Origin of the sequence: Nocardia violaceofusca NBRC 14427 (assembly GCF_963869435.1) — a bacterium.
GTDB lineage: Bacteria > Actinomycetota > Actinomycetes > Mycobacteriales > Mycobacteriaceae > Nocardia > Nocardia aobensis.
Window position 1 is genome coordinate 90,004 of the sequence record NZ_CAWMPM010000001.1, and the last position, 13,878, is coordinate 103,881.

Genomic DNA, 13,878 nt, shown 5'->3' on the forward strand with positions numbered 1-13,878 from the left:
CGGTCAGTTGCTTCCGGTGCTCTTCAACTCGGCGGTCGTCGCGGTGAGCAGCTCGTCCCACGACTTCTCGAACTTCTCGACACCTTCGCGCTCGAGGACGGCGAACACGTCGTCGAGGTCGATTCCCACCCCGGTCAGCGCGTCGAACACGCCCTGCGCGTCGGCTGCCGTGCCCGACACCGTGTCCCCACGCAGCTCGCCGTGGTCGGCGAACGCCTCGAGGGTCTTCTCCGGCAGCGTGTTGACCGTATTCGGCGCCACCAGTTCGGTGATGTACATGGTGTCGGGGTAGTCCGGGTTCTTCACACCCGTGGACGCCCACAGCGGCCGCTGCCGGTTACCGCCGGAGGAGGCCAGGTGCGAGTACGTCGAGGTGTGGTTACCCCCGTCGAACACGTCCTGGTAGGCGGCGTAGGCCAGGCGGGCGTTGGCGATTCCGGCCTTACCGCGCAACGCCAGCGCCTCGTCGGAACCGATCTGCTCGAGCCGCTTGTCGATCTCGGTGTCCACGCGGGAGACGAAGAACGACGCGACCGAATGGATGCGGGCCAGGTCGTGGCCGGCGATGCGTGCCTTGCGCAGGCCGTCCAGATAGGCGCCCATCACGCTGAGGTAGCGCTGCACCGAGAAGATCAGCGTGACGTTGACGCTGATCCCTTCGGCGATCACGCGCGTGATCGCGGGCAGGCCCTCCTCGGTGGCCGGAATCTTGATGAACAGATTCGGCCGGTCGACGATCTTCCACAGCTCGACCGCCTGCGCGACGGTCTTGTCGGTGTCGAACGCCAGCCGGGGGTCCACCTCGATCGAGATCCGGCCGTCCACGCCGCCGGTCGATTCGAAGACCTCGGCCAGCACGTCGCAGGCCGAGCGAACGTCGTCGGTGGTGATCGTGCGGATGGCGGCGTCGGCATCGGCGCCCTGGGCGGCCAGTTCCTTGACCTGGTCGTCGTAGGCGTGGCCCTCGCTCAGCGCGGCCTGGAAGATGGTCGGGTTGGTGGTCACGCCGACGACGCTGCGGGTGGCGACGAGTTCGGCGAGATTGCCCGAGCGGATCCGGTTGCGTGACAGATCGTCGAGCCACACCGACACGCCTGCTCGAGACAGTGCGGCGAGATTCTCGTTCTGTGCCATTGGTTATCCCTTCACCTTGTCGAGTGAGCGCTTCGCGGCGTCGACGACGGCTTCGGCGGTGATGCCGAATTCGCGGAACAGGGTCTTGAAGTCGGCCGAGGCACCGAAGTGCTCGATCGAGACGTTCTCACCGTCGCTGCCGGTGAAGCGGTGCCACGGCATCGCGATACCGGCCTCGACCGTGACGCGGGCGGTGATCTGCGGGGGCAGCACCTCGTCGCGGTAGGACTGTTCCTGCGCGTCGAACCATTCCACGCACGGCATGGACACCACCCGGGTGCCGATGCCCTGCTCCTCCAGCGTAGTGCGCGCGGCGACGGCGAGCTGAAGTTCGGAACCGGTGGCGATCAGGATCACCTGCGGTGTGCCGGTGGAGGATTCGGCCAGGATGTATCCGCCGCGGGAGACGCCCTCGTAGCTGGTGCCCTCCAGGGTGGGCACGTCCTGGCGAGTCAGCGCCAGCGCCGACGGGCCGTCGGTGTGCGGGTGGTCGGCGGGCACGAAATGCGAATGCTGCTCGGCGCTTTCGAGCTCGAGGATGGTGCGCCACGCGTACACGGTCTCGTTGGCGTCGCCGGGGCGGACCACGTTCAGGCCGGGGATGGCACGCAGCGCGGCGAGATGCTCGATCGGCTGGTGGGTGGGGCCGTCCTCACCCAGGCCGATGGAGTCGTGGGTCCACACGTAGATGGCCGGCACCCGCATGAGCGCGGCCAGCCGGACCGCGGGGCGCATGTAGTCGGAGAACACCAGGAAGGTGCCGCCGTAGGGCCGGGTCGGGCCGTGCAGGGCGATGCCGTTGAGGATCGAACCCATCGCGTGCTCGCGCACACCGAAGTGCAGCGTGCGGCCGTAGGGCTCGGCCTTCCACATACCGGTGGAGATCGACGCCGGGCCGAAGCTCGGCACGCCCGGCATGGTGGTGTTGTTCGATTCGGCGAGGTCGGCCGAACCGCCCCACAGCTCCGGCAGCACCGGCGCCAGCGCGGCCAGCACCTTGCCCGAGGCCTTGCGGGTGGCCATGCCCTTGGCGTCGGGCTCGAACGAGGGCAGTCCCTCGGTCCATCCCTTCGGCAGCCGGCGCTCACGCAGCCGGTCGAACAGCTCCTTGTTCTCCGGGTTGTTCTGCGCCCATGCGTCGAACTGCTCCTGCCAGACGGCGCGCGCGGCCTTGGCGCGCTCGGCGGCGTTGCCACGGGTGTGGGCGATGACCTCGTCGTCGACGACGAAGCTCTGGCCCGGATCGAAGCCGAGGATCTCCTTGGTGGCGGCGACCTCGTCGGCGCCCAGCGCGGCCCCGTGCGCGGCCCCGGTGTTCATCTTGTTCGGCGCGGGATAGCCGATGATCGTGCGCAGCAGGATGAACGAGGGCTTGTCGGTGACGGCCTTGGCGGCCTCGATCGCCTCCAGGATGCCCGTGACGTTCTCACCGCCCTCGACGACCTGCACGTGCCAGCCGTAGGCGCGGTAGCGCTCGGCGGTGTCCTCGGTCAGCGCGATGGAGGTGTCGTCCTCGATCGAGATCCGGTTGTCGTCGTAGAAGACGATCAGATTGCCCAGCTGCTGGGTGCCGGCCAGCGAGGAGGCCTCCGAGGTGACGCCCTCTTCGATATCGCCGTCGGAGGCGATGACGTAGACGAAGTGGTCGAACGGGCTGGCGCCGGTCGCGGCGGACGGGTCGTAGAGACCGCGCTCGCGGCGGGCCGCCATCGCCATGCCGACCGCCGAGGCCAGGCCCTGGCCGAGCGGGCCGGTGGTGATCTCCACGCCCCTGGTGTGGCGGAACTCCGGGTGGCCCGGGGTCAGCGAACCCCACTTGCGCAGGTGCTTCAGGTCATCGAGTTCGAGGCCCAGTCCCGACAGGTACAGCTGGATGTACTGGGTCAGGCTGGAATGTCCGCACGAGAGGATGAACCGGTCGCGGCCGGTCCAGTCCGGATCGCTCGGGTCGTAGCGCAGGACCCGCTGGTAGAGGGTGTAGGCCAGCGGCGCCAGGCTCATCGCGGTGCCGGGGTGGCCGTTGCCGGCGGCCTGTACCGCGTCGGCGGCCAGGACACGGACGGTGTCGACGGCTCTGGTGTCCAGTTCGGTCCAGTCGGCCGGATGTGCGGGCTGGGTGAGTGCGCGGATGTCGTCTGTGACTGACACGACCGAGGTTCTCCTGACCTTCTCGTGTGTGTACAACGGCGGCTTGCGGGCTGTACCCACCACCCTAGAGGTCGCCTGATGGCCGTGAGTGGGGAACCCTTCGCCCGCACCCCGTGCAGGTGCGCGGGGTTACGGTGAATGATGACAGCCGCCGACGTGCCGGGCCGAAGCGATTCCGCACAGCGGCCGACGGCGGATATGTGACGTGGCCCTCGCGTCCGGACCGGCCGGGGCCGATCGCCTGCGGCACGGGCGGTTTCGCGGCGGGTGGGTGCCGGAGCACAACACGCGGGGGTCTACCATCGTCTGTAGTAGAGGCTGCGCCGCCCGCGCCGCGCTCTGCGGTGACAGCGGAAACGGCTGCGCGCGGGAGGCCCGCCACGCCGCCGAAACCGTTGCTTCCCTACCGGATCGATGCACCACCTGCGAGGAGAGACAGTGCGGATTGGGCAACAGCCGGGTGATGCGCATGGCTCCTCCGCGACGGCGCTCGCCGACCGTGTCCAGGGCAGCGGCCCGCTGTCGAAGCTGACCCGCCGGGTGCTCGCCTACATCGCGCTGACCAAGCCGCGGGTCATCGAGCTGCTGCTGGTGGCCACCATCCCGACGATGCTGCTGGCCGACCGCGGCCATGTCGACATCCGGTTGATCGTGGCCACCCTGTTCGGCGGCTGGATGGGCGCGGCCAGTGCCAACACCCTCAACTGCGTCGCCGACGCCGATATCGACAAGGTCATGAAGCGCACGTCGAAGCGTCCGCTGGCGCGGGAGGCGGTGCCGACCCGCAACGCGTTCGTCTTCGGTGTCGCTCTCGGCGCGGGCTCGTTCGCCTGGCTGTGGTGGCAGGCCAATCTGCTCTCCGGCCTGCTCGTGGTCGCGACGATCCTGTTCTACGTCTTCGTCTACACCCTCGGCCTCAAGCGCCGGACCTCGCAGAACGTGGTGTGGGGCGGCGCCGCGGGCTGTATGCCCGCCCTGGTCGGCTGGTCGGCGGTCACCGGCACCATCGGCTGGCCCGCGGTCGCGCTGTTCGCCGTCATCTTCTTCTGGACGCCGCCGCACACCTGGGCGCTGGCGATGCGCTACAAGGACGACTACCGCGCGGCCGGTGTGCCGATGCTGCCGGTGGTGGCGACCGAGCGCGTGGTCACCAAGCAGATCGTCATCTACACCTGGCTGACCGTGCTCGCGACCCTGGCGCTGATTCCGGCGACGGGTGTCGTGTACGCGGCGGTCGCGATCGTCGCGGGCGCCTGGTTCCTGCTGATGGCGCATCAGCTGTACTCCGGCGTGCGGCGCGGCGCGTCGGTCAAGCCGCTGCGGCTGTTCCTGCAGTCCAACAACTACCTCGCCGTGGTGTTCTGCGGTCTGGCCGTGGATTCGGTTCTCGGCTGGCACACCATCGGCTCGACGCTGTTCGGCTGAGATCGCTCCGGGCGCCGGTCCGCGCCCGTGAACAGGCACTTCGGCGCGTCTCGCCGACGTTCGGGCTATACGCGGACACGGCCCGTACGGCCAGGGGGCCGAAGCGCCATTCCGTCGCCCGCGTCATCCCGTCGCCGTAGCGGCAGACAACCGTCATCCCTCTTCTCAGGGGCAGCCGGGCTGGAACGGATAGCACGCGTGCCCGGGCGTCGAGGGCGGCACGGTGCGTTCCGGTGCGGGGGTGTAGGGCGAGGTGGTCGTCGTGGTGGTGCGACCGGAGGCGGGGGCGTGACTGGGGCCGGAGCCGGAACCGCCGCCGGCGGTGCACATGGCGGCCAACGCCAGCACGACGACCAGAACGCCCAGCAGGACCAGCGGCACCAGGCCGCGGTTGCGGTTGCGTCGCGGCGGGGCCGCGGGCGGGCGCGGATCGAAGGGCACCGAATACGGTTGCTGATTCTGGCCGTAGGCCGGCGCGGGACCCGTCTGCGCGGGACCGCCGGGTCCGAAACCCGAGGCGGCGACCGGCTGAGGGACGGTTCCGGTCGCGGGTTGCGCCGCCGGATTCGGGCGCGCCATCGATACCGGGGCACCGCCCGGCGACATCGGCGCTGCGGAGGCGGCGACCGGGACACCGGCCGGACCGGTCCCGGGAAGCGGCGCTCCCGCCGGCGGTTTGGGGCCCCGGGCCGGCACGGGATTCGGCGGCGGGGGAGTGCGCTCCAGCCGGGCGGGAAAGCCCTCCGCGGTGAGATCGGAATGGCTTGCCGCCGTGGCGAATCCGAGTGCGGCCAGCGCCTGGCCGACCTGCGTCGCATTCCAGGTGTCGGGTGCGTCCGCGGTGATCCGGGTGAAGTAGTTGCGCAAGGCCGCCGGGCCGTCGCCGAGCACCACATCGATACCGTCGGGCAGGTCACCCTGCTCCAGGGCGACCCGGCTGCTCAATTGCGGCATCACCAGCACCATGCCGGTCACCCCGACCCGCTCCCGGCCGGGCGCGCCGCGCAACAGTTCGGCGATCTCGCCGGTGCGGGCGCGGATCTCGGTCATCGGTTCGGTTCCGGCCTCGGTTCCCGACAGCGGCGCGATGCGGTCGCCGATGGTCCAGGGCCGGTACCCGGAGACGGTGAGGGTGCCGCTCGCCCGTTCGGTGAAGTCCTTGATCACGACGACCACGCAGGTCTTGGGCGTCCACACGATCGCGTCGGCGGCACCGGCCGCGACCACCGCGATACCGGGTAACGCGTGTGCGCCGGTCCAGGTCTTCAGCCAGTTCGCCACCGTCCGTTCGGAATTGGACAGCCGCGACGGGTCGTCGTTGCGAACCTTCACCAACATCTGGATCAACCCCTGACCGATGCCTGTTCTGCCGGCCGCCCCGAGCGACCGCCCGACCACCGTACGACGGTACGGCGAAGCGGGCGAATCGGCTTGGGCGGCAGCACAGATCATCCACCATCGGTGCGCCCGGGTCGTCGGCGGGTCACCCCTGCCGATACCAGGCGAGGTATCCGTCCGGGCGCACCAGCACCTGCGTGCCCGCGGTGGCCGCGTAATCGATGAAGGCGTGGCCGTCGACCGCGATCAGCTGCCCGGGTTCGGGCCGATGGCCGGGCGCGACGATCGAATACGCCCGCACCCCGGCGTCTTCCGAGATGTCGGCCGGTGCTCCGAACGTCAGGCGGGTCGCGTGCGGGCCCCGGAACAGGTCGAACAGGCGCAGCGCACCTCCGTCACCGGTCCGCAGCGGGGCGTCCGGCGCCCGGTCGCCCGCGGTGAGCCCGGCGGCGTCGGACGCATCGCGATAGCTGATGTCGAGTTGATGAGTCTCGGCGCCGCGGTGCATCGCGTCCTCGTGTCCCTCGAGGTGTTTGTCGAGCAGTGCCGTACTCAGGCCGAGCACTCGCCGAGCGACCGCGCGGCGCTCGGACTCGTAGGTCTCGAGCGGGCCCGGATCGCCGCCCATCGCGGCGGCCAGTTTCCAGCCCAGGTTGTAGGCGTCCTGAATGCCGGTGTTCATCCCCTGCCCGCCGGTGGGCGGGTGCACGTGGGCCGCATCGCCGGCCAGGAATACGCGACCGGACCGGAACCGTTGCGCCAGCCGGATATTGGGCCGCCACACCGTGGACCACACCGGCTCCCCGACGGTGAGATCGGTGCGCCCGCTCACCCGGTCCAGCCGTTCCTGCAGGACCGCGCGAGTGGGCCGCGGATCGTCTCCGAGCGGGGCGGCGAACTGGAACAGCCGTCCGCCGGGCAGTGGCGTCAACGCGACACCCGCGGTGGGTGTCGCGGCGGTGGCGAACCAGTATCCGAAGTCGTGATCCAGCGCGTCGACCGGGACGTCGCCGAGCAGCATGCGAATCGACTCGTCGGTGGTCCCCTCGAACGGGATTCCCAGCGTGCGCCGCACGGTTCCGGCGCCGCCGTCCGCGCCGATCAGATACCGCGCCGCGACGTTTTCGGTGCCGCCCGGTCCGGTCAGCGTGGCTCGCACCTCGTCGGTGTCCTGGGTGAAACCGGCCAGGGCGGTACCGAATTCGACGCGCACACCGAATTCGGCGAGGCGGTCGCGCAGGAGTCGCTCGGTATCGGATTGGCCCAGCACCCACGGATTCGGATATGGCACGGCCGGGCTCGCCGCGCGGGGTTCGCTCATCCGGCGTTCGGCCACCAGCGTGCCGTCGAGGTAGGCGCGCATGAGGGGAGTGGGGGTTCCCGCCGCGAGGACGGCGTCGAGCACGCCGAGATCGTCGAACACCTCCAGCGTGCGGGGCTGGATGCCGTCGCCCCGGGACCCGGTGAACGGAGTTGTGGCCTTGTCCACGATGCGCACATCGACTCCGCGGCGGGCCAGGTCGATGGCGAGCGTGAGTCCGGTCGGGCCGCCTCCGGCGATGAGAACTGTCCGGGTCATGACAACCTCTAACTGAATTGAGTTTCACTGAATTTCGATTCAGTATCGGGTTGATACTGTCCGGAGTCAAGGAGGTGGTGATGGCGACCGGACATGAGCAGGTCGGCAGTCGCAAGCAGCGGTCCGCGGAAACCGAGCAGGCGCTCAAGGACGCCGCCCGGCGGTTGTTCGCCGAGCGCGGTTACCTGAACACCAAGATCACCGACATCACCGCGGCGGCCGGCCGGTCGGCGGGATCGTTCTACAACCACTTCGCCGGCAAGGAACAGTTGCTCCAGGCGCTACTGGAGGACTTCGCGGCCGAAGGGGACACCTCCGCCGGTGCGGGCGCCCACGATCCCGATTTCACCAAGCCGCAGGCCGTCGAATTCCATATCGAGCAGTACTGGCGCTATGCGCGCCGGCACTGGCCGGTGCTGCGGGCGGTGACGCAGGCGGCGCTCGTCGACGAGGACTTCGCGCGGCTGACCAGTCGATTCACCGCCGGTCAACTCGACGAGGTGGTCGACCACGTCGACGGTTTCGAGGCCGCCGGACTCCGCCTGCCCGGCACGCCCGAGGTCAGCGTGGCGATGATGTTCCTGTTGGTGCGGGCACTGCTGGAGGCGGTGGAGGAGGGCGTGCTCGCCCTCGACGACGAACAGGCGGTGGCCGGGCTGACCCGGTTCGTCTACCGGGGACTCACCGGCCGCGACTACTGACCGCTCAGGGCACCAGCACGATCGACCCGGTGGTCTTGCGGGCCTGCAGATCGCGATGCGCCTGCGCGGCCTCGGTCAGCGGGTATTCGGCGCCGACCCGCACCCGCAGCGTCCCGTCGGCGACGGCGTTCAGGACATCGCCTGCGCGCCAGGTCAATTCATCACGATCGCGGGTGTAGTGGGCGAGCGTCGGGCGGGTGACGAACAGCGAACCGGCCGGATTGAGCCGCTGCAGATCGAACGGCGGCACCTGGCCGCTGGCGGCGCCGAACAACGCCAGCATGCCGCGGATGCGCAAGGCCGCCAGGCTCGCCTCGAACGTCGCCGCGCCCACCCCGTCGTAGACGGCGGCCACCCCGATCCCGTCGGTGAGGTCGCGCACCCGCTGGGCGAGATCCTCTCCGTAGCGCAGCACATGCGCGGCGCCCGCCTCGCGGGACAATTCTTCCTTCGCGTCGGTGGACACCGTGGTGATCACGCGGATATCGCGGGCGGCGGCCAGCTGGGTCAGCAGGAGTCCGACGCCGCCGGCGCCGGCGTGAACCAGAATCGTCTCCCCGGGCTGCGGCTTGTACACCGATTCGATCAGGTAGTGCGCGGTCATTCCCTGCAGCAGTGCCGAGGCCGCCACCGCGGCCGGAACCCCGTCGGGGACGGCCACCGCCACCGCGGCGTCCACGGCGACCTTCTCCGCGTAGCTACCCGGCGCCGCCGCCCACGCGACCCGATCGCCGACGGTGAATTCGGTCACCTCGGAACCGACCTCGGCGACCACGCCCGTGCCCTCGGAGCCCGGAATGTAGGGAACCGCCTGCGGATAGGTGCCGGTGCGGATGTAGGTGTCGATGAAATTGACACCGGCCGCCTCGGTATCGACGAGCAGCTGATTCGGCCCGATGACAGGGTCGTCGACCTCGGTCGCGACGAGCACTTCGGGACCACCGTGTTCGCTGACCTGAATGGCGCGCATGGCTTTCAGTTCTACACCCCCGTGTGCCGCGAACCCCGGTAGGGCGGTCGGGTGGGCCTTACCGGACGGTAAACTCCACGCCATGAGCGAAACCGCCACCGCGGCCCCGGTCGCGCCGTCGTCCACCGTCGTCGAGTCGGTCGAGAAGTTCGTCGCCGCCCACGGTGGTTCGGGTACCGCCGTGCTGCAGCCGATCGGTCGGATCGGGGTCCGCATCACCCTCGTCGGCGCCGACGGTGTGCTCGGCGATCGAGTCGTCGCGGATCTGGCCACCGCCAAGGCCGTGGTCGAGGCCGTCGACGGCCTCGCCGAAACCGAGCACTGGGATCGCGATCTGAGCTCGGCCGCCACGCCCGCGAAGGGGCACTGGGCGCGGATGGCCGGCTGGGTCGCCCATCAGACCCGGTTCCCGAAGGCGCGCAACGAGAACTGAGATGGCTCTGCGGCATCGGATGATCGCCGCCGCGACGGCCGGTGCGGCCGCGGTCCTGACGATGGTCGTACCGGCGCGAGCCGAGGACCCCGCGACCGTGCGGGTCTGCACCACCGGCGATTATCCGCCCTATTCGGTGACCGACGGCCACGGCGGCTACCGCGGCATCGACATCGACCTGGTCCGCGACATGGCACAGCTGCTGGGGCGCCAGGTGCGGTTCGTGCCGACGACCTGGGCGTCGATGGGCGGCGATTTCGCCGCGCGCGCTTGTGATCTCGCGGTCGGCGGAATTTCCGACGCCGCGGCCCGGCGCGCCTATGCCGACTTCTCGCTCAGCTACGGCACCGACGGCAAGACCCCGATCGTGCGTGCCGACGACGCCGGGAAGTACGCGACGATCGAGCAGATCGATCAGCCGCAGGTGCGGGTGATCGTCAACCGCGGCGGCACCAACGAGCAATTCGCCCGCACGCATTTCCCGCATGCGCAGCTGACCGTGTGGCCGGACAACGTCACCATTTTCGACCAGATCGTCGCCGGTCGCGCAGATGTCTTCGTCACCGATTCGGTGGAGGGCCGCTATCGCGTGCGGCAGCATCCCGAGCTGCGGGTACTGCACCCGGAGACCCCCTTCGACTCCTTCGGCAAGGTGTTCCTGCTGCCGAAGAACGACGTCCCGGCCGCGGTGATGGTCAATTCCTGGCTGGCGAGCCAGCTCGCGACCGGGGGAGTCGACCGGCGGGTCGCGGAATGGATCGGACCGCACGCCACCGCCTGAGCGACGCGCGACCATAATCGACCGGGTGACGGATAAAGCGGCGAGCCGGACCGCGGTCCTGGTCTGTCAGGGCCGGGCGGTGGCAGACGGACGACTGGCGGTCGGGCAATTCTCGGATCCCATTGCGGCGCAACTGCTTCACGACGACGAACGTGCGGCGGTGCGGCGCGCGCGAGCACCGCGGCCACCCGGCGGCTGGCGGGAGCGGCTCGAATTCGAGATGCTCACGGCCACGGCCGCCGTGCTGGCCACCCGCACCGTCGTCATCGACGAGGCGATCCGTGAGGCGTCGGCCGCGCAGCTGGTACTGCTCGGCGCCGGACTCGACGGACGGGCCTGGCGGACCGGCGAACCCGCCGCCGATGTCTTCGAGGTGGATCATCCTGCCTCGCAACGGGACAAGCGCGAACGGGTAGGTGCGCTGGTTCCGGTCGCGAAGTCGCTGACCTATGTGCCGGTGGAATTCGGCCGCGACGACCTCGGGGCGCGCCTGGCCGAGGCGGGCCATCGCGCGGACGCGACGACCACATGGGTGTGGGAGGGCGTCCTGCCGTATCTCACACAGCCGCAGGTCGAATCGACGCTGGCCGTCGTCGCCGCGCGCAGCGCGAACGGCAGCCGATTGATCGCGACCTATCCCACCCCGAACCGCTTCGCCGCACTCGGTCGTGCCGGTATGCGTCTCTACAGCAAACTGGCCGGCGCCCGGGACCCGCTCGCCGACGAACCGCACGTGTCGGCGTGGTCGCCCGCGGAAATCGCCGCGCTGACAACGCGTTACGGGTTCACCGTCACCGCGGACCTCGAGTTGATCGAGGCGGCGCGCCGACTCGACGTGCCGGCTCGGCAGTCCCGCGCCTACGGATTGGGACGCGCGCTGATCGCCGACCGCGTCTGATCGCGATCAGGCGCAGCAGCCGCCACCACAGCAACCGCCGCCGGACGGTGCGGACGGTGCCGACGGTGCGCCCGATCCCGCGGCCTTGCCGGTCAGGGCGACCGTGGTGAGCAGTTTGACGGTGTCGCGGTGGCCACCCGGGCAGACCGCCGGGTCGCCGGATTCGCTCATCGGCCGGGTCAGTTCGAACGATTCCGTGCATTCCCGGCAGCGGTAGGCGTAGGTCGGCATACGTGAATTATGGCTGCCGGGGCCGGGGACGCGTCGACATGGGTCGATGCCGCTCAGGGCTGCCGGGATCTCGCGTTGCGCTGTCCTGGAGGTACGTCCGTGTTACTGTCCCGGACACATGTCCGGCCTGTTGTCCGGGCGAAGGGAGTGCGCAGATGACGGCAACCGCGAAGATCGTGGCCGGCGCCGACGAGATCACCCCGCAGTGGTTGAGTGCGGCGCTGTCGACGCCGGTGCGCGAGGTGATCGCGACCCCGGTGGGCACCGGTCAGATGGGCTCGGTATTCCGGCTGGAGATCGGCGGCGAGGGCGCGCCGCCGCGGTTGATCGCGAAGCTGCCGGCCGCCGACCCCGCCGCGCGTGCCATGGTCGCGGGCGCCTATCGGCAGGAAATCCGCTTCTATCGTGAGATCGCGCCCACCGTGTCCGTTCGCGTGCCCGCCTGTCATTACGCCGAATTCGACGGGGACGGCGCGGAATTCACCCTCTTGCTCGACGATCTCACCCCGGCTCGCCAGGGCGATCAGCTCACCGGATGTACGGTGGCCCAGGCGCATGCGGCGGTACGTAATCTCGCCGGATTGCACGGCCCGCGCTGGTGCGATCCCGGCCTGCCCGCGATCGAGGGGTTGGCCTTCAACGGTGACGCAGAGGCTCGAGCTCTGGCCGAATTGTACGGTCCCGCAACGGAAATCTTCATCGACCGGCTGGGGGAGCGGCTCTCAGCGGCCGATCACGAGACGTTGCGCGCCTGCGTTCCCGGCATCGCCGACTGGCTACTGGCCGCACCCGAGCGCTTCGCGCCCGTCCACGGCGACTACCGCCTGGACAATCTGATGTTCTCCGGCGACAGCGGCGAGATCGAGAGCGGCGAGATCGAGGTCTGGGCGGTCGACTGGCAGACCCTCGGCCTCGGATTGCCCGCGCGCGATCTGTCCTACTTCGTCGCCACCGCCCTGGAACCCGAGATCCGCCGCGCCCACGAGGAGTCGATCATCGAAACCTATTGGCGCGCCTTGTGTTCCTATGGTGTCACCGATTACACACTGGAGCAGTGCCACCAGGATTACGGGTTCGCGCTGGTGCAGGGCCCGCTGGTCGCGGTGTTCGGCGCCGCCTACGGTGCTGCCACGCCGCGCGGGGACGAGATGTTCGCCGCCATGGCGCGCCGCAGCTGTGCCGCGATCCGGGATTGGGGCGCACTCGAACGGAAACCGGTGTAACCGTCAGCGCCGAGGATGCGGGGCCCGGGTCAGGCGGCGCGTGCGGCTGCTTCGGGGGCCGGCGCGGTGACCTGTTCGCGGGTGCGCATCGAGGCCCACAACGCGGCCGTCGCGACGATGCATGCGGTGGCTCCGCCGACGTGGAAGACCACCAGCGCCGCGGGAACGTGCGTGAAGTATTGGACGATGCCGAGCAGAGCCTGGGCGCAGACCGTGGCGATCACCACGATCAGACGCACCCGGATCGCGCGGGTCATACCCACCGCGGCCAGTCCGAAGCCGAGGCCGACCAGCAACGCCAGATACGCCACGAGCAATTCGGCGTGGGCGTGCACCAGGGTGACGATCTCGATCTGCAGGCGTGCCACCGGCCGCTCGGTGCTCTTGTCACCGGCGTGGGGTCCCGCGCCGGTCACCAGGGTGCCGGCGATGAGGGTGCCGGTCATCGCGACCGCGCTCAGTGCGGTCAGCCAGCGCAGCGGTGCCGGGACCTGGACCACGTCGACCGCGTCGTCGGGTTCGCCGACCTTGGCGAACAGCAGCGTCGCCAGCCACACCATCAGCATCGAGGCCAGCAGATGGACCGACACCGTCCACCACAGCAGCCCGCTGCGCACGGTGATCCCGCCGATCACGGCCTGCAGGACGGTGCCGCCGGGCATCAGCCAGGCGTAGATCACGACCTCGCGCCGCCGCCGCGCCCGGACCACGGCGAGCACGATCAGTGCCGCGCACAGCGTCACCGCGAAGGTGAGCATCCGGTTGGAGAATTCCACCGCCTGGTGGATCGCGGGAACTTCGGCGTGGGCGGTGGGGGTGAAACTGCCGGGGAAGCATTGCGGCCAGGTCGGGCAGCCGAGGCCGGAGGAGGTGACTCGCACGATCGCGCCGGTCACCGAGATGCCCGCCTGGGACAGGATCACCGCCAACGCGAAGATGCGCTGCACCCGCAGGGAGGGCAGCGGCAGAAAGTCGACGAGTCGCACAAACGCGCGTGACAGCACGAAACGATGGTAG

General features: G+C 69.8%; 13 protein-coding genes. 6 read left to right on the top strand and 7 right to left on the bottom strand.

What is annotated here, in order from left to right:
* Positions 1–3: 3 nt before the first annotated feature.
* Both tal and tkt read right to left on the bottom strand, forming a co-directional pair.
* Positions 4–1,134, bottom strand: a complete 1,131-nt coding sequence (tal, locus tag AC5592_RS00445) for a transaldolase (RefSeq protein ID WP_036502528.1) — start codon at positions 1,132–1,134, stop codon at positions 4–6.
* Positions 1,135–1,137: 3 nt separating this feature from the next.
* Positions 1,138–3,282: a transketolase gene (gene tkt / locus AC5592_RS00450; RefSeq protein WP_036502525.1), complete on the bottom strand. Its 2,145-nt coding sequence runs from the start codon at positions 3,280–3,282 to the stop codon at positions 1,138–1,140.
* Between the two features lie 438 nt (positions 3,283–3,720).
* Here tkt and AC5592_RS00455 point away from each other — a divergent pair, with 438 nt between their 5' ends.
* A complete protein-coding gene (locus AC5592_RS00455) occupies positions 3,721–4,707 on the top strand; it encodes a heme o synthase (protein WP_036502522.1) in 987 nt (328 codons plus the stop codon).
* A gap of 165 nt (positions 4,708–4,872) precedes the next feature.
* Here the strand turns inward: AC5592_RS00455 and AC5592_RS00460 are convergent, their stop codons facing one another.
* Together AC5592_RS00460 and AC5592_RS00465 are read right to left on the bottom strand one after the other, a co-directional pair.
* Complete coding sequence (locus tag AC5592_RS00460; RefSeq protein WP_063063023.1) at positions 4,873–6,045, bottom strand: hypothetical protein; 1,173 nt, start codon at positions 6,043–6,045, stop codon at positions 4,873–4,875.
* Positions 6,046–6,190: 145 nt separating this feature from the next.
* Positions 6,191–7,624: an FAD-dependent monooxygenase gene (locus AC5592_RS00465; protein WP_063063024.1), complete on the bottom strand. Its 1,434-nt coding sequence runs from the start codon at positions 7,622–7,624 to the stop codon at positions 6,191–6,193.
* 80 nt (positions 7,625–7,704) lie between these two features.
* Here AC5592_RS00465 and AC5592_RS00470 point away from each other — a divergent pair, with 80 nt between their 5' ends.
* The gene (locus AC5592_RS00470) at positions 7,705–8,325 is read left to right on the top strand and encodes a TetR/AcrR family transcriptional regulator (RefSeq protein ID WP_036502688.1); all 621 of its coding nucleotides are present in this window, start codon (positions 7,705–7,707) and stop codon (positions 8,323–8,325) included.
* Between the two features lie 4 nt (positions 8,326–8,329).
* Here the strand turns inward: AC5592_RS00470 and AC5592_RS00475 are convergent, their stop codons facing one another.
* Positions 8,330–9,295, bottom strand: a complete 966-nt coding sequence (locus tag AC5592_RS00475; RefSeq protein ID WP_036502516.1) for a quinone oxidoreductase family protein — start codon at positions 9,293–9,295, stop codon at positions 8,330–8,332.
* 82 nt (positions 9,296–9,377) lie between these two features.
* Between AC5592_RS00475 and AC5592_RS00480 the strand changes: the two genes are divergently transcribed.
* The 3 genes from AC5592_RS00480 to AC5592_RS00490 are packed head-to-tail and all read left to right on the top strand — an operon-like array spanning position 9,378 to position 11,407.
* On the top strand, positions 9,378–9,728 hold the full coding sequence (locus tag AC5592_RS00480; RefSeq protein WP_036502514.1) for a hypothetical protein: 351 nt from the start codon (positions 9,378–9,380) through the stop codon (positions 9,726–9,728).
* Position 9,729: 1 nt separating this feature from the next.
* Entirely contained in the window at positions 9,730–10,509 is a 780-nt protein-coding gene (locus AC5592_RS00485; RefSeq protein WP_063063025.1) for a transporter substrate-binding domain-containing protein, read from the top strand.
* Between the two features lie 25 nt (positions 10,510–10,534).
* A complete protein-coding gene (locus AC5592_RS00490) occupies positions 10,535–11,407 on the top strand; it encodes a class I SAM-dependent methyltransferase (protein WP_036502510.1) in 873 nt (290 codons plus the stop codon).
* Between the two features lie 6 nt (positions 11,408–11,413).
* Here AC5592_RS00490 and AC5592_RS00495 read toward each other — a convergent pair whose 3' ends face one another.
* Entirely contained in the window at positions 11,414–11,638 is a 225-nt protein-coding gene (locus AC5592_RS00495; RefSeq protein ID WP_036502507.1) for an FmdB family zinc ribbon protein, read from the bottom strand.
* Between the two features lie 155 nt (positions 11,639–11,793).
* Here AC5592_RS00495 and AC5592_RS00500 point away from each other — a divergent pair, with 155 nt between their 5' ends.
* Positions 11,794–12,861, top strand: a complete 1,068-nt coding sequence (locus tag AC5592_RS00500; protein ID WP_036502504.1) for a phosphotransferase — start codon at positions 11,794–11,796, stop codon at positions 12,859–12,861.
* Between the two features lie 29 nt (positions 12,862–12,890).
* Here AC5592_RS00500 and AC5592_RS00505 read toward each other — a convergent pair whose 3' ends face one another.
* Positions 12,891–13,865: a COX15/CtaA family protein gene (locus AC5592_RS00505; protein ID WP_036502500.1), complete on the bottom strand. Its 975-nt coding sequence runs from the start codon at positions 13,863–13,865 to the stop codon at positions 12,891–12,893.
* Between the last annotated feature and the right edge of the window lie 13 nt (positions 13,866–13,878).